The sequence below is a fragment of the Catellatospora sp. KI3 genome, assembly GCF_029948125.1.
In the GTDB taxonomy this organism is placed as follows: Bacteria; Actinomycetota; Actinomycetes; order Mycobacteriales; family Micromonosporaceae; genus Catellatospora.
Genome location: NZ_JASAMB010000008.1, coordinates 81,966 through 108,088, shown reverse-complemented (window position 1 = coordinate 108,088; position 26,123 = coordinate 81,966). Strand labels below are relative to the sequence as shown.

Here is a 26,123-nt window from a genome sequence, read left to right as displayed (position 1 = left end):
CGTGCGGATCGGAATCGTCTGCCCGTACTCGATGGACGTGCCGGGCGGCGTGCAGTTCCACATCAGGGACCTCGCCGAGACGCTGATCTCGATGGGCCACGAGGTGAGCGTGCTCGCCCCGGCCGACGACGACCAGCCCCTACCGCCGTACGTGGTGGCCGCCGGGCGGGCCGTGCCGGTGCCGTACAACGGCTCGGTGGCCCGGCTGAACTTCGGCCCGCTGTCGGCCGCCCGGGTGCGCCGCTGGCTGCACCAGGGCGACTTCGACGTGCTGCACGTGCACGAGCCGCTGGCCCCGAGCCTGTCGCTGCTGGCCGTGATGTCGGCGCGCGGCCCGGTGGTGGCCACGTTCCACACCGCGATCACCCGCTCCCGGGCCCTGGCCGCGGTGCAGGGCGTGCTGCAGGTGGTGCTGGAGCGGATCACCGGCCGCATCGCGGTCAGCGAGCTGGCCCGCCGGGTGCAGGTCGAGCACCTCGACGGCGGCGCGGTGGAGATCCCCAACGGGGTCGCGGTGGCGCAGTTCGCCGGGGCGCAGCCGCTGGCGGGCTGGCCGGGGGAGTGCGGTCCCGGGCACGGCGGCACGGTCGGCTTCCTGGGCCGGTTCACCGAGCCGCGCAAGGGCTTCGACGTGCTGGCCAAGGCCCTGACGGAGCTGATGCCCCGGCGCCCCGGGCTGCGGCTGCTGCTGGCCGGGCCGGGCGACCTGGCCGACCTCGACCTGCCGGACGTGATCGCCGAGCGGACCACGTTCCTGGGCAAGGTGTCGGAGCAGGACAAGGCGCGGATGCTGCGCAGCGTCGACCTGTACGTCGCGCCCAACACCGGCGGCGAGTCCTTCGGCATGATCCTCACCGAGGCGATGGCGGCGGGCGCGCCGGTGGTGGCCACCGATCTGGACGCGTTCCGGCGGGTGCTCGACGGCGGCCGGGCCGGGGCGCTGTTCCCCAACGGCGACTCGGCCGCGCTGGCCGGGACCATCCGCGAGCTGCTGGACGACGCGCCGCGCCGCAAGGCGCTGGTCGAGCACGCGACCAGGGTCGTCTCCGGGTACGACTGGCCGGTGGTCGCCGAGCGCGTGCTCGAGGTGTACAACTCGGCCATCGAGGCGTGCGGCGAGACGGTGCGGGGCGCCGAGCCGCCTACGGACTGGTAACCGGGGACATCGCCCGGTGACGGGGGCACACTACGATGCCCGGCATGGGTTGGGTGATCGGCGTGGTGGCCTTCGTGGTCGTGGGTGCGTCCTACGTCACGTGGGTGGCCGGGCGGGTCGACCGGCTGCACGCCCGCGCCGCCTCAGCCGGACGGGCGCTGGACTCCCAGTTGGTGCGCCGCGCCGCCGCCGCGGCGGTGCTGGCCGAGGCCGCGCCGGGTGACCCCGAGTCCGCCGACCTCTACGCCGCCGCCCGCGCCGCGCTGGACGCCCGCGACGACGACCGGGAGGCGGCCGAGAACGACCTGACCCGGCTGCTGCGCAAGCAGGCGCTGGATCCGGACACGCCGGACGGCGCCGCCGTGGTGGCGGCCGGCCGCCGGGTCGCGCTGGCCCGCCAGATGCACACCGACCTGGTACGCGGCGCGTTGGCGGTGCGCGGCCGCCCCCTGGTCCGCCTGCTGCGCCTCAACCGCAAGCACCCCCGCCCCGCCTACTTCGACATCGACGACCCGACGGAGTAGCCGGGTTGTGACGGCTGTCACCCAGCAAGCCACGGGGGTTCGATTGGCTGTCGGGTGGCCTGCCGGGGCGCACGTACCATGGATGCTGCAGGGCTTTGTCTGACAAGCCCGGTATATACCTTCCCCGTCCGCGAGGAGAGCCGCGACACCATGTCTGCAACCGAGTCTTCGAACGTACCGGTCACCGGCACCGCCCGCGTCAAGCGCGGCATGGCCGAGATGCTCAAGGGCGGCGTGATCATGGACGTCGTCACGCCGGAGCAGGCGAAGATCGCCGAGGACGCGGGCGCCGTCGCCGTCATGGCGCTGGAGCGCGTGCCCGCCGACATCCGCGCCCAGGGCGGCGTCTCCCGGATGAGCGACCCCGACATGATCGACGGCATCATCGCCGCCGTCTCGATTCCGGTCATGGCCAAGGCCCGCATCGGCCACTTCGTCGAGGCCCAGGTGCTGCAGGCGCTCGGCGTCGACTACGTGGACGAGTCCGAGGTGCTGACCCCGGCCGACTACGCCAACCACATCGACAAGTGGCAGTTCACCGTGCCCTTCGTCTGCGGCGCGACCAACCTGGGCGAGGCGCTGCGGCGCATCACCGAGGGTGCGGCCATGATCCGCTCCAAGGGCGAGGCCGGCACCGGTGACGTCTCCAACGCCACCACCCACATGCGCAAGATCCGGGCCGAGATCAAGCGCCTCACCACGCTGCCCGAGGACGAGCTGTACGTCGCGGCCAAGGAGCTGCAGGCGCCGTACGAGCTGGTCAAGGAGGTCGCCGAGACCGGCAAGCTGCCGGTGGTGCTGTTCACCGCGGGCGGCATCGCCACCCCGGCCGACGCCGCCATGATGATGCAGCTCGGCGCCGAGGGCGTCTTCGTCGGCTCCGGCATCTTCAAGTCCGGCAACCCGGCCCAGCGCGCCGAGGCGATCGTGAAGGCCACCACCTTCTACGACGACCCGGACGTGCTCGCCAAGGTCTCGCGCGGCCTGGGCGAGGCCATGGTCGGCATCAACGTCGACGAGATCCCGCAGCCGCACCGCCTCGCCGAGCGCGGCTGGTGACCTGACCCGTGCGTCCGACGGCCGCCGCCCCCTGCCGGGGCCGGCGGCCGTCCCCGTTCAAGATCCCCCGACTTGAGCGATCTCGGGGGTTACTGGCCGGTGAGGTCCCACTTCCTGACGTGGTCGAAGATGAGCTGGGTCTGCAGGTGGGCCACCTCGCGGCGGGAGGTGAAGCCGTCGAGGATCAGGCGCTGCAGGTGGGCGGCGTCGCGGACGGCGACGTGGACGAGGAAGTCGTCCGGGCCGGCGATGTGGGACAGGGCCAGGGTCTCGGGCAGGTCGAGGGCGAAGCGGATGAACGGCTCGACCACGTCGCGGTTGTGCGGGCGTACCCGGACCGCGATGTATGCCTGCAGGGGTCGGCCGAGCGCGGCCGGGTCGGCCTCGGCGTGGAAGCCGATCAGCACGCCGCGCCGCTGCAGCGAGCGCACCCGCTCCAGGCAGGTGGAGGCGGCCACGTTCACCCTCGCGGCCAGATCCTTGTTCGAGATCCGCGCATCGTTCTGCAGTTCGCGCAGAATCGCCAGGTCGATCGCATCGAGTGCGGGGTTGCCGGCCATACGCCGAATGATATTCAGACCTTGTTGAGCTGCGCCGAAGAACTCCCCATGATCTGCGCCATGACGTACGCCGCCGACACCCGTGCCGTGCACGCGGGCCGCGCCGACCTCGCCGAGCTCGGCGTCCACGCGCTGCCGCTGGACTTCTCCACCACGTACCCGATGCACGACCAGGTCGCCGCCGGGGCGGCGCTGGGTGCGTTCGCCGAGGGCGCGGCCACCGCCGCCACCCCGGTCTACCAGCGCCTCTACAACCCGACGACGGCGCGCTTCGAGCAGGCCCTGGCCGACCTGGAGGGCACCGAGACCGCGGTGTCGTTCTCCTCCGGCATGGCCGCGATCACGGCGGTGCTGCAGGCCGCGTGCGTGCTCACCGGCAAGCGGCACGTCGTGGCGGTACGTCCGCTGTACGGCGGCACCGACCACCTGCTGGCCACCGGGCTGCTCGGCCTCACGGTCACCTGGGTCGACCAGGACGAGGTCGGCACCGCGCTGCGCCCCGACACCGGCCTGGTCATCGTGGAGACTCCGGGCAACCCGACGCTGAGCCTGGTCGACATCGCCACCGTCGCGATCCAGGCGGGCGAGGTCCCGCTGCTGGTCGACAACACCTTCGCCACGCCGGTGCTGCAGAACCCGGCCCGCCTCGGCGCCGCGTACGTGGTGCACTCGGGCACCAAGTACCTCGGCGGGCACGGCGACGTGCTCGGCGGAGTGGTCGCCTGCTCGCAGGAGCGGGCCGCCGCCCTGCGCCAGGTGCGCATCCTGACCGGCGCGGTGCTGCACCCGCTGGGCGGGTACCTGCTGCACCGGGGCCTGGCCACGCTGCCGCTGCGGGTGCGCGCGGCCCAGGCCAGCGCGGCGATGCTCGCGGTGCGGCTGGCCGTGCACCGGGGCGTGGCCAAGGTGCACTATCCGGGCCTGCCCGGCAACGACCCGCGCGGGCTGGTCGGCCGCCAGATGCGCGGCCCCGGCGCGATGATCGCGTTCGAGACCGCCGGTGACGCCGCGGCCGTCGTGTCGCACCTGAAGCTGATCACCCCGGCGGTGAGCCTGGGCTCGGTCGACACCCTCATCGAGCATCCGGCGCTGCTCACCCACCGGCTGGTGGACGAGGCCGGCAAGGCCACCGGCGGCATCACCCCCAGCCTGCTGCGCATGTCGGTGGGCCTGGAGGACCCGGAGGACCTGTGGGCCGACCTGTCCCAGGCCCTGACCGCCGCGGCCCGCTTCACCGTCGCCGTACCGGCCACGATGCCTGCCCCGGCCACCCCGCAGCCGGTCACGGCCTACGCCGAGCCGATCGGGGGCCACCCCGAACCGGTCGCCGCCGAGGCGGGCTGGGCGGTGCCGGACACCTCGGCGCAGGCCGTGCCTGAGGCGCTGCCGGTGGCGGCATAGACTCGTCATACAGTGGATGATCTTCTAGGAGGACCTGTGTCTGATCTCGTCATCGGCGTGCTGGCGCTGCAGGGCGACGTGCGCGAGCACCTGGCCGCGCTGGCCGAGTGCGACGTGATCGGGCGCCCGGTGCGCCGGCCCGAGGAGGTCGCGGGCATCGACGCGCTGGTCATCCCGGGCGGAGAATCCACCACCATGAGCAAGCTGGCGGTCGCGTTCGACGTGTACGAGCCGGTCCGCGAGCGCCTGGCCCAGGGCATGCCGGCGTACGGCTCGTGCGCCGGCATGATCATGCTGGCCGACGAGGTGCTCGACGGCCGCCCCGACCAGAAGACGTTCGGCGGCATCGGCATGACGGTCCGGCGCAACGCGTTCGGCCGCCAGGTCGACTCGTTCGAGGCGCCGGTGGTGATCGACGGCCTGGACGAGGAGCCGGTCCACGCGATCTTCATCCGGGCGCCGTGGGTCGAGTCGGTCGGCCCGGACGTGGAGGTGCTGGGCCGGGTGGAGTCCGGACCGGCCACCGGTAGGATGGTCGCGGTCCGGCAGGGCAACCTGCTGGCGACCTCGTTCCACCCGGAGCTGACCGGGGACCTGCGGGTGCACCGCCTGTTCGTGGACATGGTGCGTGCCCGGGTCTCCTGACCGGCCAGGGGACGCTGCTTCAACATCGCGCTGACGGAGGATCGTATGTCCGGCCACTCAAAGTGGGCGACTACCAAGCACAAGAAGGCGGCAATCGACGCCAAGCGGGGCAAGCTGTTCGCCCGCCTCATCAAGAACATCGAGGTGGCGGCGCGCACCGGCGGCGGGGACCCCACGGGTAACCCGACCCTCTACGACGCGATCCAGAAGGCCAAGAAGAGCTCCGTCCCGAACGAGAACATCGACCGGGCGGTCAAGCGCGGTTCGGGCCTGGAAGCCGGCGGCGCCGACTGGCAGACCATCATGTACGAGGGCTACGGCCCCAACGGCGTGGCGATCCTGATCGAGTGCCTGACCGACAACCGCAACCGCGCGGCGACCGAGGTGCGCGTCGCGCTGACCCGCAACGGCGGCAGCCTCGCCGACGCGGGCTCGGTGGCGTACATGTTCTCGCGCAAGGGTCAGATCATCGTCCCGAAGAACGGCCTGAGCGAGGACGACGTGCTGGGCGCGGTGCTGGACGCCGGCGCCGAGGAGTGCAACGACCTGGGCGAGTCGTTCGAGGTCATCAGCGAGGCCACCGACCTGGTCGGCGTGCGCACCGCGCTGCAGGGCGCGGGCATCGACTACGAGTCGGCCGAGTCCACCTTCGTCCCCAGCATGCAGGTGCCGCTGGAGGAGGAGGGCGCCCGCAAGGTGCTCAAGCTGATCGACGTGCTCGACGACTGCGACGACGTGCAGAACGTGTGGGCCAACTTCGACATCTCCGACGAGGTCATGGAGAAGATCGAGGCCTGAGGCCTGGGGCTTTCTCCGATCGGGGGCACTTTTCGTCGCATTGCGGACGAAGTGCCCCCGATCAGCATGTGCGGCGCGGAATCTCGGACATCATGGTTCCTATGGTCGAACTGTTGAACCCGGGGGAGCTGGAGCGCGGGCTGACCGGCCTGCCGGGGTGGACCGGGGACGTGCACGAGATCTGCCGGACGGTCAACCTGCCGAGTTTCGCCGCGGCGCTGGACGCCGTGGCGCGGGTGGGCGAGATCGCCGAGCGGATGAACCACCATCCCGACATCGACATCCGCTACCGGACGCTGTCGTTCCACTGCGCCACCCATGCCTGCGGCGGCGTCACGGACCTCGACCTGCGCCTCGCCGCCGAGATCGACTCCATCCTCTCCGCCTGAAGCCGCCCCGCGCGGGGCGCTGGTAAGGAAGGGACCCTTCTTATCGCACGTCAGTGTAGAAGGGGCCCTTCCTAACGCCTGCCGCGCGCAGCGGCGAGCCCGCCCGAGACGCCGCTCAGCCCGCGAGCCGCTCCGCACCCACCCGAATCACCGCGAACACCCCGCCCTGCGGGTCCTCGCAGATGGCGAACCGGCCAGGCGGGATGTCGGTCGGCGGTACGCACACGACGCCGCCCAGCTCCTCGACCCGCCGCGCGGCCAGGTCGGTGTCGGCGACGTGCCAGTACACCATCCAGTGCGGCGGCAGGTCGGCCGGCCAGTCGTCGCCCTCCATCGGCATCATGCCCGCGATGGAGCGCCCCGCGACCTGCCACTCGGTGTAGGTCACCGAGCCGAACGGCAGGTCGTGCGCGTCCCAGCCGAACACGGCGCCGTAGAACTCCTTCGCCCCGTCGGTGTCGCGGGTGGTCAGCTCGTTCCAGGCCAGCGTGCCGGGCACGCGGAACAGCTGGCCGCCGCCCGCGCTGCCGGGCTGCCACACGGCGAACATCCCGCCCGCCTGGTCCAGGAAGACCGCCATCTTGCCGTTCGGGTGCACGTCGAACGGCTCGAGCAGCACGCTGCCGCCCGCCTCGGCGACGTCGCGCGCCGTCTGCTCCGCGTCGTGGACCTCGACGTACGTGGTCCAGAGCGCGGGCTGGTGCTCGCCGCCCTCGATGGGGCCGGCGCCCGCCACGGCCCGGCCGTCGAGCCGGAAGGTGGTGTACCCGCCGGTTTCCGGCTCGGGCGACACCTCGGCCTCCCAGCCGAACAGATCGGTATAGAACTCGGTCGCCGCCTTCAGATCGGTGGTGCTCAGATCGACCCAGGTCGGGACGCCGAATGCGTTGGCCATCAACAACTCCTCCGCGCTGGGCGGGCAGCGGTGCTCGTCCGCACGACGCCGTCCCGCCACCCGATGGTGGCACGCGAATCGGGCCGAACCTGACGAATCCGGCACCATCGCCGTGTCGATAGGACGGTGCTGGTCGCGGGGGTGCGGTCCGGCCGCGAGCGGAGCCCGTGTCACCCGTTCGGGCGATGGGCAGTGTGCTGGGTCACTTTCGATACGGCACTGTTCCGTATCGACAACGGGGGGCGTAGCGTCCAGCATGCGATACGAGACGTTCCCGTATCGAAACCCTGGGGGATGAACGTGGAATCTGCGCCGCAGACCGGCCACCCGAGGCGCTGGGCCATCCTGGCCGTGCTCGTGGTGAGCCTGCTCGTGGTCGTGCTCGACAACACCGTGCTCAACGTGGCGATGCGTACGCTCGCCGACCCCGTCCACGGGCTGGGCGCGACCCAGAGCCAGCTCGAATGGGCGATCAACTCGTACACCCTCGTCTTCGCCGGTCTGCTCTTCAGCTTCGGCGTGCTGGGCGACCGCTGGGGGCGCAAGCGCTTCCTGATGTTCGGCCTGCTGGCGTTCGCGGCGTCGTCACTGCTGTCGGCGTACGCCCACAGCCCAGCCCAGCTGATCGGCGCCCGCGCCCTCATGGGCGTCGGCGGCGCCGCCATCATGCCGGTGACCCTGTCGATCATCGCGAACGTGTTCGAGCCGCGCGAGCGCCCCAAGGCCATCGGCCTGTGGGCCGGCGCGGTCGGCCTGGCCGTCGCGATCGGCCCGCTGCTGGGCGGGTTCCTGCTGGAGCACTACTGGTGGGGCTCGGTCTTCCTGATCAACGTGCCGATCATCGCGCTGGGCCTGGTCGCGGTCGCGATCCTGGTGCCCGAGTCGCGTGACCCCAAGCCGGGGCGGATCGACATCGCCGGAGTGCTGCTGTCGGTGCTGGGCCTGGTCGCGCTGGTCTACGGCATCGTCGACGGGGGCGAGCACGGCTTCGGCCGGGCGAGCGTGCTGGCCTCGATCACGCTGGGCGTGGTGGTGCTCGCGGCGTTCATCTGGTGGGAGGCGCGCACCACGCACCCCTCGCTGGACGTGCGGCTGTTCCGCAACGCCCGCTTCTCCGCCTCGGTCACGGCGGTCGGCCTGATCTTCTTCGCGTCCATGGGCGGCCTGTTCTTCATCAGCTTCTACCTGCAGCTGGTGCGGGGCTACTCGCCGATCCAGACCGGCGCGCTGCTGGTGCCGTTCGCGGTGGGCCAGCTGGTGTTCTCGCCGCTGAGCAGCACCGTGGTCAAGCGCTTCGGCGTACGCACCACCGCGGCGACCGGCCTGCTGCTGGCCGCGGCCACGTTCGGGCTGCTCAGCACCCTCCAGGTCGACACACCCGTCTGGATCGTGGCGGTCAGCTTCTTCCTGCTGGGCACCAGCATGGCCAACGTGATGCCGCCGGCCACCAACACCATCATGGCCAGCCTGCCCCGCGAGAAGGCGGGCGTCGGCTCGGCCGTCTCCAACACGGTGCGCCAGGTCGCCTCGGCGCTGGGCATCGCGGTGCTCGGCTCGATCGTCGCGGGCATCTACCGCGACCAGGTCGAGGGCGCGACCACGGCACTGCCCCCGGCGGCGCGCGACATCGCCAGCGAATCCATCTCCGGCGCGTACGGCGTCGCCGAGCGGCTCGGCCAGGCGGGCAAGGCGCTGACCGGTGCCGCCGACGAAGCGTTCGTGCACGCCATGCACTGGGCCTCCCTCGGCTCGGCGCTGGTGGCCCTGGTGGCGGTGGTGGTCGTGCTGCGCTGGATGCCCGGCAGGGCCCAGGCCGCCCCGGCGGTCCCCGGCCAGGCGGGCCCGGTCGACGGCCGCGACGGGTCGCATCGCGACGCCGAGCTGGCGCAGGTCGGGTAAGGTTCGGTCACCATGACTGAGCTTGCCGACACCACGGCAACGGCGGCTGCGCGGACGCAGGGGCGTCCGCGCAGCTCCCGCGCGCACGACGCGATCATCGAGGCGGTGCTCGACCTGCTCGCCGACGGCGTCAGCGTCGAGGCGCTGAGCATGGAGGCGATCGCCGCACGCGCCGGGGTCGGCAAGGCCACCATCTACCGGCGCTGGCCCGGCAAGGACGAGCTGCTCCTGGAGACGCTGCTCAAGCTCAAGGGCACGCCGCAGCAGCCGCGCGGGGAATCCCTGCGCGAGGACCTGGTCCAGCTGCTGGCGGTCGTCGGGCACAAGGACGAGCGCACCGTCAAGATCATGCCGTGCCTGTGGCCGGAGGTCGCCCGTAGCGAGGCGGCCTGGCGGATCTGGCAGGAGCTGGCCGAGCCCCGGCGCGAGGTGATGCGCGAGGTGCTGCGGCGCGGGGTCGCCAGCGGGGAGCTGCGGGCCGACCTGGATGTCGAGATCGCGGTGACCGCGCTGATCAGCCCGGTGCTGATGCACCGGATGCTGCGGTGGAATCCGGCGCTGGACGGCGATGCGCTGCCGGAGCAGATCGTCGACATGGTGCTGCGCGGCATGCTCGCCTGATACGCCTGCGGCGGGTCGTGGCCTGGTCGTGGCCGCGAGCGCCGGTATGCGGCACCACCTGGCATTGACGCTGGCCTATCTGGAGGACGATTCTTCGCGACTCGTGTTCTAGATAGGCCATCGTCAATGCCAGGTGGGCCGGGTCGGCGGCCCGGAAGCACGGCTCAGGAGGTCGGGGTGGCTGGGGGCAGGGCGGGGGCGTTGGCGGTGAGGAAGTCGGTCAGGGCCAGGGTGAGCGGGCTGGTGCCGCTGTCCAGCAGCGAGACGCCGTGGAAGGTGCCGGGGCCGTACACGAGCTTCTTGGCGGTGGCGGGGGTGAGGTCGTACAGCTCCTTGGCCATCCGGGTGAAGCTGCCCTCCCCGTCGCCCGCGCCGTAGAACACCGGCATGGTCAGCTTCGGCGCCGCGTCGAGCGCGTTGCCGCTGAACACGGTCGGCGCGGACAGCGCCACCACCGCGGTCGGCGGGGGCGTGACGGTCGGCGCGGCGATCAGCACGGCGGTGCCGCCCATCGAGGCGCCCATCAGCACGATCGAGGTCGCGCCGTCGGCGCGCAGCACCATGGCGGCTGCGGCGACCTGCTGGGCGTTGGTGGACGAGCCGCCGGACGAGACGCCGAACCCGCCGAAGTCGAACAGCAGCACCCGGTAGCCGCGCTGCACCAGCACCACGCCGTAGTCGAGCCACTGGCACAGGTCGCTCTGGTTCTGGTGCGCCAGCACCACCCCGGTCCGGCCGTCGCCGAGGATGATGCCGCCCAGGTCGGCGCCGATGTCGGAGCCGAAGCGGGTCTGCCGGACGCCGTCGGGCAGGCCGCAGTCGGCGCCGGAGTTCAGGCCGGTCGGGCTGGGTGCCGGGGCGGGCATGCCGGTGCACGCGGTCAGGGCCAGTACGGCGGCCAGCGTGCCGAGCGCGGCCGCGAGCCTGCGCGGTCTCACCATGTCTCCTCCGAGGATGTGGGGCGGGATGCGCCGGGAACGCTCCCACGACATCGTAGTCACCACATAGGACCTCGGATCGGTTGTCCCGGGCGGTGCGGTGGCGCGTACGAAGTCGGAGGCGTCCACTAGGGTGTCGTACACACGTACGGCGACGGGAGTGACCACAGGTGCAGGTGCGGCAGCGGCGGGTGCTGGGCGTCGACCCGGGACTGACCCGGTGTGGGGTCGGGGTGGTCGAGGGCGTGCCCGGCCGCCCGTGCGCGATGGTCCATTACACCGTGGTCACCTCCGACCCGGACCTGGATCTGGCCGACCGGCTGCTGCACCTGGACACCAGCCTCGCCGAGCTGATCCGCGTCCACCAGCCGGACAGTGTCGCGGTCGAGCGAGTGTTCGCCCAGCACAACGTGCGTACGGTGATGGGCACCGCGCAGGCGGCCGCGGTGGCGGTGCTGGCGGCCGCGCGAGCCGGGCTGCCGGTGCGCACCTACACTCCCAGCGAGGTGAAAGCGGCCGTGACCGGCTCCGGTCAGGCCGACAAGAAGCAGGTCACCACGATGGTCACCCGGCTGCTGCGGCTGGACGCCCCGCCGAGGCCGGCGGACGCCGCCGACGCGCTGGCGCTGGCCATCTGCCACATCTGGCGCGGCGGCACCCGCGACCGCCTGGGTGAGGCCGTACGCAAGGCGACGTCACGAGGAGAGGCACGATGATCGCGAGTGTTGCCGGGGTGGTGGCCGCGGTCGGCGCGGACGCGGCGGTGGTGGAAGTGGGCGGTGTCGGCCTGAGCGTGCACTGCGCGCCGGGCACGCTGTCCTCGCTGCGGGTCGGGCAGCCGGCCCGGCTGGCCACCACGCTGATCGTGCGGGAGGACTCGCTGACCCTGTTCGGGTTCGCCGAGGACGACGAGAAGCAGCTGTTCGAGCTGCTGATGACCGCCACCGGGGTCGGGCCGAGGCTGGCCCAGGCGGCGCTGGCGGTGCACACGCCGGACGTGCTGCGCGCGGCCATCGCGCACGGCGACACCGGCGTGCTGACCCGGGTGCCGGGCATCGGCAAGAAGGGCGCCGAGCGCCTGGTGCTGGAGCTGCGCGACAAGATCGGGCCGGTCTCGGCCGTACCCGCGCAGGGCGGTCGGCCCACGGCCTGGACCGAGCAGGTCCGCCAGGGCCTCATCGGCCTGGGCTGGAGCGCGGCGCAGGCCGAGCAGGCGGTGTCGGCGGTGGCCGAGACCATCGACGGCACGGTGCCCCCGGTGCCTGACCTGCTGCGCCAGGCGATCCGGATGCTGGGCAAGTCGCGATGACCGATTCACTGGTCAGTGCCCTGGCCTCACCGGAGGAGCGCGACGCCGAAGCGTCGGTGCGGCCCAAGCGGCTGTCGGAGTTCGTGGCCCAGGAGCGGGTGCGCGAGCAGCTGGAGGTGCTGCTGCACAGCGCGATGCGCCGGGGCAGCCCGCCCGACCACATCCTGTTCTCCGGCTCGCCGGGTCTCGGTAAGACCACGCTGGCCATGATCGTGGCGGCCGAGCTGGGCGGGGCGCTGCGGATGACCTCGGGCCCGGCGATCGAGCGCTCCGGCGATCTCGCGGCCGTGCTCACCAGCCTCCAGGCCGGTGACGTGCTGTTCATCGACGAGATCCACCGCATCGCCAAGCCCGCCGAGGAGCTGCTCTACAGCGCGATGGAGGATTTCCGGGTCGACGTGATGGTCGGCAAGGGTCCGGGCGCCACCGCCATCCCGTTGGATCTGGAGCCGTTCACGCTGGTCGGCGCGACCACGCGGGCGGGTCTGCTGACCGGGCCGATGCGGGACCGGTTCGGTTTCGTCGGGCACATGGAGTTCTACACCTCGGCCGAGCTGGCGGTGCTGCTGCAGCGCTCGGCGCGGATCCTCGGGGTGGCCGCCACCGCCGAGGGCATCGCCGAGATCGCCGGCCGGTCCCGCGGCACACCGCGCGTGGCCAACCGCCTGCTGCGGCGGGTGCGCGACTACGCCGAGCTGCGGGGCGACGGCGTGGTCACGGTGACGGCGGCCCGGGCTGCGCTCAAGGTGTACGACGTCGACCAGGCCGGCCTGGACCGCCTGGACCGGGCGGTGCTGGTCGCGTTGGTGGAACTGTTCGGGGGCGGGCCGGTCGGCCTGTCCACCCTCGCCGTGGCCGTGGGTGAGCAACCCGACACGGTGGAGGAGGTGGTGGAGCCGTTCCTGGTGCGCGCGGGGCTGTTGGCGCGCACGCCCCGGGGTCGCGTCGCCACTGCCGGTGCGTGGCGGCATCTCGGGAAAAATCCCCCGAATGGTACGTTCGGGTCGGGTACCACCGGGGTCCCCGACCTGTTCTCCGCCGACAGTCAGCCGGATACCTGAGCTCCTGGCCGGGCCGTGATCTTAACGTGATCCGCACCGCAAGTGTGCGATCGTCAGCACACCGACTAGACTTCGCGCGGTCCGAACGGACGACAGTCGCCACCGTCGGCGCGCGATGCCGCGCCGCGGGGCCGTGTGGAAAGGTCACATCGTGGGTGGTTCATCGGGCGGCGGGGGCTGGACTCCGCTCCTCATGATCGCGCTTCTCTTCGGCCTGATGTACTTCATGTTCATCCGACCGCAGTCCAAGCGCCGTAAAGAGGCCGAGTCGATGCAGAAGGCACTCGGCGCCGGCGACCAGATCATCACGATCGGCGGCCTGTACGGCACGGTGGTGGGCGTCGACGACGAAAGTGTCACGCTGGAGATCTCGCCCGGTGTAACGGCGCGCTACGCGCGTCAGGCCGTGGGTCGCGTGGTCTCGCAGACGACCGCACCGACCGAGCACGTGGTGGACAACCCCGTGCAGGAAGACAAGTAAGGAACCCCCACGCCACGGCCGCGTCCCGGCCGTGGCGTACTCCCATCCGTTACCCATTCCCAGAAGGACTCGACAGCCGTGGCACCACCTCAGGGACAGATGCGCCCCGGGCGGCAACTCGCCTTGCTCGGCGCCATCTTCGTCATCCTCGCCAGCCTGGCCTGGTTCGGCGGAAAGGGCGGCTTCAGTGACCGCCTGGCCCCCCAGCTCGGACTCGACCTCGTCGGCGGCTCGCGGGTCACCCTCAAGGCAGTGACTGACACCGGGGCTCCGCCCAAGCCCGAAGAGCTGGAGCAGGCGCGCCAGATCATCCAGCAGCGGGTCGACAGCCTCAACGTGGCCGAGGCCCAGGTCGTCACCCAGGGCAACAACCTCATCGTGATCCAGGTCGCGAAGAAGGAGAACGACGCCATCCGCGATGTCGGCCAGGCGTCGCAGATGTTCTTCCGCAAGGTCCTCAACACGACCGACGGCAGCGGCGCGGCGACCGCCCCGGTGCCCACCCCCACCGTGTCCGCCTCGGCCAAGCCGTCGGCGTCCGCGTCGGCCAAGCCGAGCGCCTCCGGCACCCCGTCGCCCAAGGCGTCCGGTTCCGGCGGCGGCGGCGCGATGGCCGCGGCTCCGAGCGCGACCCCGTCCGCCTCGGCCTCCGCCGCGGCGAGCCCGGCCGCCCAGGCCGAGGGCCCGGTGACCGAGGCGCAGGTGCAGGCCAAGGTCGGCAAGGCCGCCTGGGACGCCGCCAAGGCGCTGACCGCGGTGCCGTCCGACCCCGCGGCCATCCAGGTGCTCAAGCCGTTCGCCGACCTGACTCCGGCCGAGATCAACGCGCTCCCGGTGGAGATCCAGTACTACGTGCCGCAGGTGACCTGCGACAAGCTCGACGCGCGCGTGGCCGGCTCGATCCGCGACGCGAGCAAGAAGGCAGTGGCCTGCGACGGCACGGCTAAGAACCTGCTGGACATCGCGAAGGTCGCCGGCACCGACGTCGACACCGCCACCGCGGGCATCGAGCAGGGCACCAGCCGCTGGGTGGTCAACCTGACGTTCTCCGGCGAGGGCCAGGACAAGTGGACCGAGCTCACCAAGGAAGCCTTCAACAACAGCGGCGACCCGAAGTGCGACCCCGCCGCGGTCGACACCGACGGCCGCTGCCGCGTCGCGGTGGTGCTCGACAACACGATCCTGTCGGCCCCGGCCATCCAGGGCGTGCTGACCGACCGGTCGCAGATCACCGGTGACTTCACCGTCGACACCGCCAAGGCGCTGGCCGACGGCATCAACTACGGCTCGCTGGCGATGACCTTCGAGCGGCAGGAGACGCAGACCATCACGGCGACCCTGGGTGGCGAGCACCTGCAGGCGGGTCTGCTGGCGGCGGGCATCGGCCTGCTGCTGGTCGTGATCTACTCGTTCTTCTACTACCGCCTGCTCGGCACGGTCATCACGCTCTCGCTGGTGCTCTCGGCGGTGCTGACCTTCCTGGCGCTGGTGGTACTCGGCCGGACCATGGGCTTCACGCTGACCCTGGCCGGTATCGCGGGCTTCATCGTGTCACTCGGTGTCGCGGCGGACTCGTTCGTCATCTACTTCGAGCGACTCAAGGACGAGATCCGCGAGGGACGCGCGCCGCGCAGCGCCGTCCAGCGGGCCTGGACCCGGGCACGCCGCACCATCCTCACCGCGAACGCGATCTCGCTGCTCGCGGCGCTGGTGCTGTACCTGGTCTCCACCGGCGCGGTGGCGGGCTTCGCCTTCGCGCTGGGTCTGGCCACCCTGATCGACCTGATCGTGGTGTTCCTCTTCCGTTACCCGATCATGGCGCTGTTCGCCCGCACCGACGCGTTCCTGTCCCCGCGCGTCAGCGGCCTCGGCCGCGTGCTGCACGAAGCCAAGGAGGCTAAGGCATGAGTGGTCTCGCATCCCGCCTCTACCGCGGTGAGGCCGGACTCAAGATCGTCGAGCGGCGCAAGCTGTGGTTCGGCGTAGCCGGTGGCGTGCTGCTGCTGGCCGTGCTCAGCCTCGTGCTGATCGGCTTCAAGCCGGGCATCGAGTTCTCCGGTGGCAACCAGTTCTCGGTGCCGGTCACGGCCGGTTCGCTGGCCGACGTCGAGCGCAGTGTCGACGACGCCGTCAAGGCGGTCCGGCCCGACGCGACGCTGGTCCCGGCGCAGCAGATCGGTGACGCGATCTACCTGATCCGCACCTCGGCGCTGGACGACACCCAGACCAAGGCGGTCAAGGAGTCCATCGCGACGAAGCTCAACATCGACGCGAAGACGATCAGCGACGACGTGGTCAGCCCCGCGTGGGGCGAGCAGGTCACCGACCAGGCGCTGCTGGGCCTGGGCATCTTCCTGCTGGTCGTCACGGCGTACCTGATCATCCGGTTCGAGTGGCGGATGGCCGCGGCCGCGGTCGCCTCGCTCATCTTCGACCTGGTCGCCACCGCCGCGGTCTACTCCGTGGTCGGCTTCGAGGTCACGCCGTCGACCGTGATCGGCTTCCTCACCATCCTCGGCTTCGCCCTCTACGACGTCGTCGTCGTCTTCGACAAGGTGCAGGAGAACACCCGTGGCATCACGGCCTCCAGCACCACGACGTACGCCGAGGCGGCGAACCTGGCGCTGAACCAGACCTTCATGCGGTCGATCAACACCTCGCTGGTGGCGCTGCTGCCGGTCGGCGGCCTGCTGTTCATCGGCGCCGGCCTGCTGGGCGCGGGCACGCTGAAGGACCTGGGCCTGGTGCTGTTCATCGGTATGGCCATGGCGGTCTACTCGTCCCTGTTCTTCGCCACCCCGGTGCTGGTGTGGCTGAAGGAGATGGACCCGGTCATCGCCAACCACACCCAGCGGGTGCTCGCCCGCCGGTCGTCCACGGCGAAGGCGGCCGCGAGCGGCGTGCCCGGCCAGCCGGTCGTCGTCGGTGCCACCTCGGCGCCGAAGGCGGGCGCCAAGCCGGTCCGCCCGACCGGCCGTCCGGCGACCAAGCGCCGCTGACCGCGCGTTTTACCACACAGGCCCGGCACCCCTCAGGGTGCCGGGCCTGTCCCTTTCTCGGACGGTTCCGGTTAGGGTGAGCGCGTGACGAACGATGTGCTGCAGGGTGACAGTGGTCCGCTCACCGCGGCCCGGGTGGCCGAGCTGGTCGTGGACGTGCCTGACTTCCCCCAGCCTGGGGTCATGTTCAAGGACCTCACCCCGCTGTTCGCCGACGGGGCGGCCTTCCGCGAGCTGATCGACGTGATCGTGGGCCACTACGGCACGGACACGTTCGACGTGGTGGTGGGCGTAGAGGCGCGCGGCTTCGTCATCGCCGCCGCGGTGGCGTACGCGGCGGGCAAGGGCGTCGTCCCGGTGCGCAAGGCGGGCAAACTGCCCAGACCCGCCCACTCGGCCTCGTACGCGCTGGAGTACGGCCAGGCCACGTTGGAGATCAGCGAGGGCGCGTTCACGTCGGGGCAGCGGGTGCTGGTCGTCGATGACGTGCTGGCCACCGGCGGCACCGCCGAGGCGACCCTCGACCTGGTCGAGCGGTCCGGTGGGCAGCTCTCCGGCTTCCTGGTGCTGATCGAGCTGGGCTTCCTGAACGGCCGCGAACGGCTGACCGGACGGCCCGTACACGCACTGCTGCGGGTCTGAGCTGACCCAGCAGGCACGATCCCAGGTAGCATGGGCTATCCGAACCTCTTCTGAAGGAGCGGCCGTTGTCTTCCGAAGTCGCCCCTAATGTGGCTGTGGCCGAGTCGGTGCAGGCCAGTGGCGGTGTTCCGGCCAAGGCGACGAAGGGCGCCCCGGCTGGCGCGACCGCCAAGGCCCCGGCCGACCCGCCCGTGGCCACCGCACCCGCCGAGGACGGCAGCGCGGCGCCCGAGGTGCGGGCCGCGCCCGGCACCAACCAGCTCGGCATGTTCAGCGCCGTCCCGTCGGGGCGGCGGGTGCGGGCGCGCCTGTCGCGCTTCAACGCGCCCTGGCAGTCGGCCAGCGTCAGCGAGGAGCTGGAGCCGCTGATCGCGGCCCACCGTGCCGCGCACCCCAAGGCCGACATCAAGGTCCTGCAGAAGGCGTACGAGACGGCCCGGCAGTGGCACGAGGGCCAGTTCCGCAAGTCGGGCGACCCGTACATCACGCATCCGCTGGCGGTGGCGAGCATCCTGGCCGACCTCGGCATGGACACCACCACGCTGGTGGCGGCGCTGCTGCACGACACCATCGAGGACACGCCCTACACGCTGGAGCAGGCGCGGGCCGACTTCGGCGACGAGGTCGCGCTGCTGGTCGACGGCGTCACGAAGCTGGACAAGGTCAAGCTCGGCGACTCGGCGAAGGCCGAGACGATCCGCAAGATGGTCGTCTCCACCGCCAAGGACCCGCGCGTGCTGGTGGTGAAGCTGGCCGACCGGCTGCACAACATGCGTACGCTCACGTTCCTGCCGCAGGCCAAGCGGGAGCAGAAGGCGCGCGAGACGCTGGAGATCCTGGCCCCGCTGGCGCACCGCCTCGGTATGAACACGGTCAAGTGGGAGCTGGAGGACCTGTCCTTCGCGACCCTGTTCCCGAAGCGGTTCAAGGAGATCCAGCGGCTGGTCTCCGACCACACCCCGCAGCGCGACAACCTGCTGCGCGCGGTGACCGAGCGGGTGCAGTCCGACCTGCGCGGCTCGAAGATCAACGCGAAGGTCACCGGGCGGCCGAAGCACCTGTACTCGATCTACCAGAAGATGATCGTGCGCGGGCGCGACTTCAACGAGATCTACGACCTGGTGGGCGTGCGCATCCTGGTCGACACCGTCCGCGACTGCTACGCGGCGCTCGGCGTGATCCACGCGGCCTGGCAACCGGTCCCCGGCCGGTTCAAGGACTACATCGCCATGCCGAAGATGAACTTCTACCAGTCGCTGCACACCACCGTGATCGGCCCCAACGGCAAGCCGGTGGAGATGCAGATCCGCACCCACGCCATGCACGGCACCGCCGAGTACGGCATCGCGGCGCACTGGAAGTACAAGGAGGGCGCCAAGAACGCCTCCTCGACCGTGGCCGGCCCGTCCAGCCACATCGACGGCATGACCTGGCTGCGGCAGCTGCTCGACTGGCAGCGGGAGACGTCCGACCCGGGCGAGTTCCTCGACGCGCTGCGCCACGACCTGTCCAGCCAGGAGGTCTTCGTCTTCACGCCCAAGGGTGAGGTCATCGCGCTGCCCAACGGCTCGACCCCGGTCGACTTCGCGTACGCGGTGCACACCGAGGTGGGGCACCGGTGCATCGGCGCCCGGGTCAACAGCAAGCTGGTGCCGCTGGAGTCGGTCCTGTCCAACGGCGACGTGGTGGAGATCTTCACCTCGAAGTCCGAGTCCGCCGGCCCGACCCAGGACTGGCTCGGCTTCGTCAAGTCGTCCCGGGCCCGCACCAAGATCCGGCAGTACTTCAACAAGGAGCGGCGCGACGAGGCCATCGACGCGGGCAAGGACTCGCTGGCCCGCGCCATGCGCCGGCAGGGCCTGCCGCTGCAGCGCCTGCTGACCGCGGGCGGCCTGCTCGCCATCGCCCGGGAGCTGCACCTGAGCGACATCACGTCGCTCTACGCGGCCGTCGGCGAGGGCCAGGTGTCGGCCCAGTCGGTGGTCCAGCGCCTGGTCGCCGGGTACGGCGGCGAGGAAGGCGCGATCGAGGACATCGCCGAGACCACGATGCCCACCCGGCCCAGCCGGACCCGGGCGCCCGGTCACGACCCCGGTGTCCAGGTCCAGGGCGTCTCCAACGTGTGGATCAAGCTGGCACGCTGCTGCACCCCGGTGCCCGGCGACGCGGTCTACGGGTTCATGACCCGCTCCGGCGGCATCTCGGTGCACCGCGAGGACTGTGTCAACACGCCGGATCTGAAGGCGCAGCCGGAGCGGCTGGTCGAGGTGACCTGGAAGCCCACCGCGGGCTCGATGTTCCTGGTCGCGATCCAGGTCGAGGCGCTGGACCGGCACAAGCTGCTGGCCGACATCACCCGGGCGCTGAGCGAGGAGCGGGTGAACATCCTGTCCGCGACGGTCACCACGACCCGCGACCGGATCGCCGTCAGCCGGTTCAGCTTCGAGATGGCCGACCCGAAGCACCTGGGCCACCTGCTCAACGCCGTACGCGGCGTGGAGGGCGTCATGGACGCCTACCGGGTGACCTCCGGGGCGTGATCCTTGAATACATTTTCGGGGAAAGTGCACGAATCGCGTCCGTGATTCGTGCACTTTCCCCGAAACTGCCCTAAGCCCGGGGCGCATGGCCCCGGGAGCGCGGGAGGGCGAGGTCGTCAGTGGGTGAAGATGCTCACCCCGCCTGGGCCGACCAGCAGGCCGACGACGATGAGGACGATGCCCCAGAGGATCTGGCGCCGTACCAGCGCGAAGATGCCGGCGACGACCAGGATGACGGCGAGGATCCACAGCAGAAATGTCATGTCCGCACCTGCCTCTCGTCCCCATTCTAGATCGAACCGGGGCTGCTGAGGCCGGATACGAGGAAGGGCGGGCCCGCAGCGGGCCCGCCCTTCCTCGTGTGGTGCCTGGTCAGCTCGCGCTGGGCGGGGTGACCGTGATGGAGCTGATGGTGACCGGGTTCTTCGGCTCACCGTCGGGTGCGGACTTGCCGTCCTTGACCGCGCCGGCCTCGCCGATCTTCTTGACCACGTCGAGGCCCTTGGTGACCTTGCCGAGCACGGTGTAGTTCGGACCGAGCTGGCTGGTGTCGTACACGATGAAGAACTGGCTGCCGGTGCTGCCGGGCTGGCCGGTGTTCGCCATGGCGATGGTGCCGGGCGGGTACGCCGTGGTCGGGTCGGTGACGTTGGGCAGGTTCTCCTCGGCCAGCTTGTAGGACGGGCCGCCCATGCCGGTGCCGCTCGGGTCACCGCACTGGAGCACCTTGATGCCCTCGGTGGTGAGCCGGTGGCACTTGGTGTTGTCGAAGAACTTCTTGCCCGCCAGGTAGGTCATGCTCGCCGCGGTGCAGGGCGCCTTGGCGGTGTTGACCTCGACCTCGACCGTGCCCGAGTTCAGGGCGATGGTCATCGTCTGGGTGCCCTTGTCGGCGATGTCCGCGGTGGGCGGCGTGCCGACGTCCTTCAGGTTCTTGTTCGCCGTCGTGTCCTCGGGCGACCAGGTGCACTGCTGGGCCACCGGGCTCGGCGCCGCCGCCGGGTTGGTGGTGCTGTCGTCGTCGCCGGACATGGCGGCCACTGCCCACGCCACACCGCCGACCACCAGCAGCAGCGCCAGGCCGGCGCCGATCACGGCGTTGCGCTGCTTGCGCTTGCGCGACTCCTCGAGCCGCTCGCCCATCTGGCGCTCGAGCCGCGCGCGAGCCGCGGCACGCTGGCGCTGGATCGTGGAACTCACGGGTCTGTCCTCCTGGCTAACTGATGATCAACTGGCGGTGGAAGCCGACGCGGTGGGCTTGGGGCTGGCGGCGACGCTGGCCGACGCCTGCGGCGAGGCGGGCGCCGACGGGGAGGGCGAGGTGCTGTCGACCACGGTCAGCGTGGTGATGACGACGTCCTTCTTCGGCTTGGTCTTGGCGCCGTTGCCATTGTCGATGGCGCCCTGCTCGGCGATCTTCTTGATCACGTCGAGGCCGTCGGTCACCTCACCCACGATGGAGTAGGTCTCGGTGCTGTTCGAGTCCTGGTAGAAGATCAGGAACTGGCTGCCGGTCAGCGTCGGCTGCATCGCGATCGTGCCGGCCTTGTAGCGCGGCGCGGCGGCCGGGCTGGGGGAGGCGCTCGGCGCCGCGGAGGCGGCGGCAGAGGCGCTGGCCGACGGGGCGGCGGACGGGTCGGCCGACGCGGCCGGGGCGACCTCGGCGGGCTGGTTCTCGGGGTACCAGCCGTAGGCGGCACCGCCGTTGCCCGACTCCGACTTGTCGCCGCAGCGCAGCGCGAACTGCTCGGCGCCACGGGTGATCTCGTGGCACTTGGTGTTGTTGTAGTAGCCGGCGTCGGCCAGGTACTTCAGGCTGGCCGCGGCGCACGGGGCGACGTCGCGGTCGAGCTTGGCGACCACGTTGCCGCTGTTGAACGCGATGGTCATCGCCGAGGTGCCCGAGGTCGGCATGCCGTTGGCCGCCGGCTTGCCCACGTCGGTGAGCTGCGTGTTGGCCGCGGTGTCGCGCGGATCCCAGGTGCACGTCTCGGCGACCGGAGTCTCCGCGGGCTTCGCGTCGAAGACGCCGAAGCTCCACATGCCCAGGACCGCGACGACCGCGATCGCGAGCAGACCGCCGAAGACCGCCTTGAGCTGCCGCGAGCGGCGCGTGGTCTCGGCCCGCCGGGCGAGTTGCCGGTCGACCTTGGCGCGGGCCAGCTTGCGCTGCCGGGTATTGCTCGAAGCCACCCGACTCCTCCTGTCACCATTGACCGCGGCAGCCACAGCCACCGTGTCACCTTTATCACGTTAGGGGTGGTGTGTCGGTATCACGCGCCGTCGGCACTGCCGTAACGGTTTGCGTGGGCCGCGCCACACGTCCGAGCGAGTGTACGGGTAAACCCTGGGAAAGGGATATGCGAGGCCGCCGAACATGACCGATCATCATTTCCGAGGCGTGAGCAGCGTCGCACGAACCCGGTGGGTGTCCGGGACGGATGCGGTTCGGCACGCGCACTAGGCTGGTCCGTACCAGTGGAAAGGGGATCGTCGTCGTGCTTGTCGTGGGCTTTCCGGCACAGGCTTTCGGGACCAACTGCTACGTGGTCGCCCCCGCCGCCGGTGAGCAGTGCGTCGTGGTCGACCCCGGTATCGGGGTGGTCGACCGGCTCGACGAGGTCCTGGCCCAGCACCGGCTGCGGCCCGCCGCCGTGATGCTCACCCACGGCCACCTCGACCACACCTTCTCCGTGGCGCCCGTCTGCGGCGCGCGCGGGATCACCGCGTGGATCCACCCGGACGACCGGGAGCTGCTGGCCGATCCGGCCAAGGCGCTGTCGATGGATCTGACCGCCATGTTCGGCGGCCGGCTGCCCTACGCCGAGCCCGACGACGTCGCCGAGCTCAAGGACGGCGCCGTGCTGTCGCTGGCCGGGCTGGAGATCACCGTCGACCATGCGCCGGGCCATACCGGCGGGTCGGTGATGTTCCGGATGCCCGGAGCGGACGGCGAACCCACCTGCTTCTCGGGTGACGTGCTGTTCCGCGACGGCATCGGCCGCACCGACCTGCCGGGCGGCAGCGACGCGCTGATGGCGGCGAGCCTGCGCGACAAGGTGCTGACGCTGGCCGACGAGACCGTCGTGCTGCCCGGCCATGGCCCTTCCACCACCATCGGCCGCGAACGCGCGCACAACCCCTGGCTGCGCGGTCTGGGTTCGCCCGGACCCCGCCGCGGCCTGTAGACCGCGCGACCTTCCTTTCCTCAGGAGCAGACTTTCATGAGCAAGATCATGCCGTTGTCCGGCTTTCCCGAGTGGCTGCCCGCGCAGCGCATCGTCGAGCAGCGCTTCCTCGAGCGCATCCAGCGCACCTTCGAGCTCTACGGCTTCGCCTCGCTGGACACCCGCGCCGTCGAACCGCTGGACCAGCTGCTGCGCAAGGGCGAGACCTCCAAGGAGGTGTACGTGCTGCGCCGCCTTCAGGCGGACCCGAACGACGCCTCCGACGCCAGCCTCGGCCTGCACTTCGACCTGACCGTGCCGTTCGCCCGCTTCGTGCTGGAGAACGCGGGCAAGCTGCACTTCCCCTTCCGCCGGTACCAGATCCAGAAGGTGTGGCGCGGCGAGCGCCCGGCGGCGGGCCGCTACCGCGAGTTCATCCAGGCCGACATCGACATCGTCGACCGAGACACCCTGCCCGCGCACTACGAGGCCGAGCTGCCGCTGGTCATCGGCGACGCGCTCGCGGGCCTGCCGGTGCCGAAGGCGACCATCCTGGTCAACAACCGCAAGGTGCTGCAGGGCTTCTACACCGGCGCCGGCATCGAGGACGCCGAGGCCGTGATGCGGGTGCTGGACAAGCTCGACAAGATCGGCCCGGCCGGGGTGACGGCGGAGCTCGCGGCCCTCGGCGTGGCCGAGTCGCAGGCGAAGCTGTGCCTGGCGCTGGCCGAGATCTCCGCGCACGACGCCTCCTTCGTGGACGAGGTCGGCAAGCTCGGCGTCTCCGATCCGCTGCTGGAGGAGGGCCTGGCCGAGCTGGCCGCGGTCGTCGAGGCGGCCAACGAGCACTCGCCGGGCCTGTGCCGGGCCGAGCTGAAGATCGCCCGGGGCCTGGACTACTACACCGGCACCGTGTACGAGACGCAGCTGGCCGGGCTGGAGCGCTACGGCTCGCTCTGCTCGGGCGGCCGCTACGACAACCTGGCCGAGTCCGGCAACGACCGGTTCCCCGGGGTCGGGCTCTCGATCGGCGTGAGCCGGCTGCTCGGCGCGCTGTTCGGCGAGAACGCGGTGACCGCGAGCCGCTCGGTGCCGACCGTGGTGGTCGTCGCGGTGGCGGCGGAGGAGGACCGGCGCGCGGCCGACCGGATCGCGGCGACGCTGCGCTCGCGCGGCATCGCCACCGAGGTCTCGCCCAACGCGGCCAAGTTCGGCAAGCAGATCCGCTTCGCCGAGCGGCGCGGCATCCCGTACGTGTGGTTCCCCGGCCAGGACGGGGCCGGTGACACGGTGAAGGACATCCGCTCGGGCGATCAGGTCGAGGCGGCCGCCGGACAGTGGAATCCACCGAGTAGCGATCTGCACCCCGCGGTGGAAGGTACTTTTAATTAGTAAACTTTAGTAATAGTGTTGTGGCTCTCCATACCCGAACCGGGGGGCTGCACGCGCATGACCACGACCGATCACCGCACGTCCCCGGCGCCCGCCGTCCCCGCGCCGGGGACGCGTCGTCCGCTGCCCGACCGTGGCCTGTTCCGGCTGGCAGACGCGGTCCTGCAGCCCGGGTTCGTGGGGACGACCCCGCCCGAGTGGCTGCGCCGGCGGCTCAACGACGGCCTCGGCGGCGTCGTGCTGTTCTCCCGCAACATCGTCGAACCGGTGCAGCTCGCGGCCCTGACCGCCGCGCTGGTCGCCGAGAACCCCGACCTGGTCATCGCCGTCGACGAGGAGTCCGGTGACGTCACCCGCCTCGACGTGGCCACCGGCAGCCGCCGCCCCGGCAACCACGCCCTCGGCGCCGTCGACGACCCGGCGCTGACCGAGGCCGTCGCCGCCGACATCGGCGCGCAGCTGGCCGCCGCGGGCATCACCATGAACTACGCGCCCACCGCCGACGTCAACAACAACCCGAACAACCCCGTCATCGGGGTACGGTCGTTCGGCGCCGACCCGGCCCTGGTGGCCCGGCACACCGCCGCCTGGGTGCGCGGCCTGCAATCCACCGGCGTGGCCGCCTGCGCCAAGCACTTCCCCGGCCACGGCGACACCGGCGTCGACTCCCACCACGGGCTGCCGGTCATCGAGGTCGACGCCGCCCGGCTCGGGCTGGTCGAGCTGCCGCCGTTCCGCGCCGCCATCGACGCGGGCGTACGTTCGATCATGACCGCGCACCTGCTCGTGCCCGCGCTCGACCAGCAGCGCCCCGCCACCATGAGCCCGTCCGTGCTGGTCGAGCTGCTGCGCGAACAGCTCGGCTTCACCGGCCTCATCGTCACCGACGGCATCGAGATGGCCTCCGTCTCCGAGCGGTACGGCCTCGGCGGCGCCGCGGTGCTCGCCATCGCCGGGGGCGCCGACGCCATCTGCGTCGGCGGTGAGAAGGCCGACGAGGCCACCGTGGAGCTGCTGCGCAACTCCATCGTCGACGCCGTGGTCAGCGGCCAGCTGCCCGAGAGCCGCCTGGTCGAGGCCGCCGAGCGGGTCGCCGCGTTCGCCGCCGACAGCGCCCGGCTGCGCGCGGCCCGCGCCGCCGCCGCCGCCCAGTGGGAAGCGGCCAACCGGCCCACCGTCGGCCTCGACGCCGCCCGCCGGGCCCTGCGCGTCAGCGGCGAGCAGCGGCTGCCGCTGCCCGGCCCCGCGCACGTCATCGAATTCACCACCGCCACGAACCTCGCCATCGAGGCCAGCACCCCGTGGGGCGTCGGCGAGCCGCTGCGCGCGCTGCGGCCGGACACCACGGTGGTGCGGCTGGGCGAGGAGAGCACGGTCGGGGAGGTGCTGGCCGGGCTGAACGGCGGCACGCCGGTGCTCGTGTGCCGGGACCCGCACCGGCACCCGTGGCTGCGCGAGCTGCTGCACGGCGTGGTGGCGGCGCGGCCGGACACGGTCGTGGTGGAGATGGGGGTGCCCGCCGGGGAGCCGGTGGGCGGGACGCACGTGGCGACGTACGGCGCGGCTGCGGTGTGCGGCCAGGCGGCGGCGGAGCTGCTGGCGGGCCACACCGCCTGACCGCGGCCTGCGCCGCGCCCGAGTGGGCGA

26 protein-coding genes are annotated in these 26,123 nt (G+C 71.4%); 20 read left to right on the top strand and 6 right to left on the bottom strand.

The annotated features are described in order from the left end of the window. Position 1: 1 nt before the first annotated feature. The 3 genes from QEZ54_RS15380 to pdxS all read left to right on the top strand — a co-directional run bounded on the left by QEZ54_RS15380 (position 2) and on the right by pdxS (position 2,739). Positions 2-1,156 (top strand): glycosyltransferase family 4 protein, encoded by a 1,155-nt coding sequence (locus tag QEZ54_RS15380; RefSeq protein ID WP_281305267.1) that lies wholly within the window; start codon positions 2-4, stop codon positions 1,154-1,156. Positions 1,157-1,200: 44 nt separating this feature from the next. Beyond that, on the top strand, positions 1,201-1,680 hold the full coding sequence (locus tag QEZ54_RS15375) for a hypothetical protein (protein ID WP_281305266.1): 480 nt from the start codon (positions 1,201-1,203) through the stop codon (positions 1,678-1,680). A gap of 150 nt (positions 1,681-1,830) precedes the next feature. After that, positions 1,831-2,739: a pyridoxal 5'-phosphate synthase lyase subunit PdxS gene (gene pdxS / locus QEZ54_RS15370; protein ID WP_212831205.1), complete on the top strand. Its 909-nt coding sequence runs from the start codon at positions 1,831-1,833 to the stop codon at positions 2,737-2,739. Positions 2,740-2,828: 89 nt separating this feature from the next. On the opposite strand, the gene QEZ54_RS15365 is transcribed toward pdxS, so the two are convergent. After that, positions 2,829-3,299 carry an Lrp/AsnC family transcriptional regulator gene (locus QEZ54_RS15365; protein WP_281305265.1) on the bottom strand — a complete coding sequence of 157 codons (471 nt, stop codon included), beginning with the start codon at positions 3,297-3,299 and terminating at the stop codon, positions 2,829-2,831. Between the two features lie 60 nt (positions 3,300-3,359). Here QEZ54_RS15365 and QEZ54_RS15360 point away from each other — a divergent pair, with 60 nt between their 5' ends. The 4 genes from QEZ54_RS15360 to QEZ54_RS15345 all read left to right on the top strand — a co-directional run bounded on the left by QEZ54_RS15360 (position 3,360) and on the right by QEZ54_RS15345 (position 6,532). Continuing rightward, positions 3,360-4,700: an aminotransferase class I/II-fold pyridoxal phosphate-dependent enzyme gene (locus tag QEZ54_RS15360; RefSeq protein WP_281305264.1), complete on the top strand. Its 1,341-nt coding sequence runs from the start codon at positions 3,360-3,362 to the stop codon at positions 4,698-4,700. Positions 4,701-4,736: 36 nt separating this feature from the next. After that, positions 4,737-5,345, top strand: coding sequence for a pyridoxal 5'-phosphate synthase glutaminase subunit PdxT (gene pdxT, locus QEZ54_RS15355; protein WP_281305263.1), 609 nt, complete (start codon positions 4,737-4,739; stop codon positions 5,343-5,345). 45 nt (positions 5,346-5,390) lie between these two features. Then, a complete protein-coding gene (locus QEZ54_RS15350; RefSeq protein WP_281305262.1) occupies positions 5,391-6,143 on the top strand; it encodes a YebC/PmpR family DNA-binding transcriptional regulator in 753 nt (250 codons plus the stop codon). Between the two features lie 101 nt (positions 6,144-6,244). Further along, on the top strand, positions 6,245-6,532 hold the full coding sequence (locus QEZ54_RS15345; protein ID WP_281305261.1) for a 4a-hydroxytetrahydrobiopterin dehydratase: 288 nt from the start codon (positions 6,245-6,247) through the stop codon (positions 6,530-6,532). A gap of 115 nt (positions 6,533-6,647) precedes the next feature. Here the strand turns inward: QEZ54_RS15345 and QEZ54_RS15340 are convergent, their stop codons facing one another. Beyond that, the gene (locus QEZ54_RS15340) at positions 6,648-7,427 is read right to left on the bottom strand and encodes a VOC family protein (RefSeq protein ID WP_281305260.1); all 780 of its coding nucleotides are present in this window, start codon (positions 7,425-7,427) and stop codon (positions 6,648-6,650) included. 294 nt (positions 7,428-7,721) lie between these two features. Between QEZ54_RS15340 and QEZ54_RS15335 the strand changes: the two genes are divergently transcribed. Next, on the top strand, positions 7,722-9,326 hold the full coding sequence (locus tag QEZ54_RS15335) for an MFS transporter (RefSeq protein WP_281305259.1): 1,605 nt from the start codon (positions 7,722-7,724) through the stop codon (positions 9,324-9,326). A 12-nt stretch (positions 9,327-9,338) separates the two neighbouring features. Then, positions 9,339-9,947 carry a TetR/AcrR family transcriptional regulator gene (locus tag QEZ54_RS15330; protein ID WP_281305258.1) on the top strand — a complete coding sequence of 203 codons (609 nt, stop codon included), beginning with the start codon at positions 9,339-9,341 and terminating at the stop codon, positions 9,945-9,947. A gap of 164 nt (positions 9,948-10,111) precedes the next feature. Here QEZ54_RS15330 and QEZ54_RS15325 read toward each other — a convergent pair whose 3' ends face one another. Further along, on the bottom strand, positions 10,112-10,885 hold the full coding sequence (locus tag QEZ54_RS15325) for an alpha/beta fold hydrolase (protein ID WP_281305257.1): 774 nt from the start codon (positions 10,883-10,885) through the stop codon (positions 10,112-10,114). Positions 10,886-11,061: 176 nt separating this feature from the next. Between QEZ54_RS15325 and ruvC the strand changes: the two genes are divergently transcribed. From ruvC to QEZ54_RS15285, 8 genes are all read left to right on the top strand, one after another. Beyond that, complete coding sequence (ruvC, locus tag QEZ54_RS15320) at positions 11,062-11,601, top strand: crossover junction endodeoxyribonuclease RuvC (protein ID WP_281305424.1); 540 nt, start codon at positions 11,062-11,064, stop codon at positions 11,599-11,601. Continuing rightward, positions 11,598-12,194, top strand: coding sequence for a Holliday junction branch migration protein RuvA (gene ruvA, locus QEZ54_RS15315; protein WP_281305256.1), 597 nt, complete (start codon positions 11,598-11,600; stop codon positions 12,192-12,194). The genes ruvC and ruvA overlap by 4 nt, the downstream gene beginning before the upstream one ends. Beyond that, a complete protein-coding gene (gene ruvB / locus QEZ54_RS15310; RefSeq protein ID WP_281305255.1) occupies positions 12,191-13,255 on the top strand; it encodes a Holliday junction branch migration DNA helicase RuvB in 1,065 nt (354 codons plus the stop codon). The genes ruvA and ruvB overlap by 4 nt, the downstream gene beginning before the upstream one ends. 193 nt (positions 13,256-13,448) lie before the next feature. Further along, positions 13,449-13,736 (top strand): preprotein translocase subunit YajC, encoded by a 288-nt coding sequence (gene yajC, locus QEZ54_RS15305; RefSeq protein WP_281305254.1) that lies wholly within the window; start codon positions 13,449-13,451, stop codon positions 13,734-13,736. Positions 13,737-13,814: 78 nt separating this feature from the next. Continuing rightward, the gene (secD, locus tag QEZ54_RS15300) at positions 13,815-15,644 is read left to right on the top strand and encodes a protein translocase subunit SecD (protein WP_281305253.1); all 1,830 of its coding nucleotides are present in this window, start codon (positions 13,815-13,817) and stop codon (positions 15,642-15,644) included. After that, positions 15,641-16,735, top strand: coding sequence for a protein translocase subunit SecF (gene secF, locus QEZ54_RS15295; RefSeq protein ID WP_281305252.1), 1,095 nt, complete (start codon positions 15,641-15,643; stop codon positions 16,733-16,735). Before secD ends, secF begins: the two co-directional genes overlap by 4 nt. A gap of 84 nt (positions 16,736-16,819) precedes the next feature. After that, a complete protein-coding gene (locus tag QEZ54_RS15290; RefSeq protein ID WP_281305251.1) occupies positions 16,820-17,377 on the top strand; it encodes an adenine phosphoribosyltransferase in 558 nt (185 codons plus the stop codon). Between the two features lie 266 nt (positions 17,378-17,643). Next, positions 17,644-19,917 carry a bifunctional (p)ppGpp synthetase/guanosine-3',5'-bis(diphosphate) 3'-pyrophosphohydrolase gene (locus QEZ54_RS15285; RefSeq protein ID WP_281305423.1) on the top strand — a complete coding sequence of 758 codons (2,274 nt, stop codon included), beginning with the start codon at positions 17,644-17,646 and terminating at the stop codon, positions 19,915-19,917. A 116-nt stretch (positions 19,918-20,033) separates the two neighbouring features. On the opposite strand, the gene QEZ54_RS15280 is transcribed toward QEZ54_RS15285, so the two are convergent. The 3 genes from QEZ54_RS15280 to QEZ54_RS15270 form a co-directional block, all read right to left on the bottom strand. Continuing rightward, on the bottom strand, positions 20,034-20,180 hold the full coding sequence (locus QEZ54_RS15280; RefSeq protein WP_281305250.1) for a GPGG-motif small membrane protein: 147 nt from the start codon (positions 20,178-20,180) through the stop codon (positions 20,034-20,036). 109 nt (positions 20,181-20,289) lie between these two features. Further along, positions 20,290-21,117, bottom strand: a complete 828-nt coding sequence (locus tag QEZ54_RS15275) for a peptidylprolyl isomerase (RefSeq protein ID WP_281305249.1) — start codon at positions 21,115-21,117, stop codon at positions 20,290-20,292. Between the two features lie 27 nt (positions 21,118-21,144). Next, the gene (locus QEZ54_RS15270) at positions 21,145-22,110 is read right to left on the bottom strand and encodes a peptidylprolyl isomerase (RefSeq protein WP_281305248.1); all 966 of its coding nucleotides are present in this window, start codon (positions 22,108-22,110) and stop codon (positions 21,145-21,147) included. A 305-nt stretch (positions 22,111-22,415) separates the two neighbouring features. Here QEZ54_RS15270 and QEZ54_RS15265 point away from each other — a divergent pair, with 305 nt between their 5' ends. The 3 genes from QEZ54_RS15265 to QEZ54_RS15255 are packed head-to-tail and all read left to right on the top strand — an operon-like array spanning position 22,416 to position 26,093. Further along, complete coding sequence (locus QEZ54_RS15265) at positions 22,416-23,105, top strand: MBL fold metallo-hydrolase (protein WP_281305247.1); 690 nt, start codon at positions 22,416-22,418, stop codon at positions 23,103-23,105. Between the two features lie 36 nt (positions 23,106-23,141). Next, positions 23,142-24,476, top strand: a complete 1,335-nt coding sequence (gene hisS, locus QEZ54_RS15260; protein WP_281305246.1) for a histidine--tRNA ligase — start codon at positions 23,142-23,144, stop codon at positions 24,474-24,476. 57 nt (positions 24,477-24,533) lie between these two features. Then, complete coding sequence (locus QEZ54_RS15255; RefSeq protein ID WP_281305245.1) at positions 24,534-26,093, top strand: glycoside hydrolase family 3 N-terminal domain-containing protein; 1,560 nt, start codon at positions 24,534-24,536, stop codon at positions 26,091-26,093. The last annotated feature ends 30 nt before the right edge of the window (positions 26,094-26,123 follow it).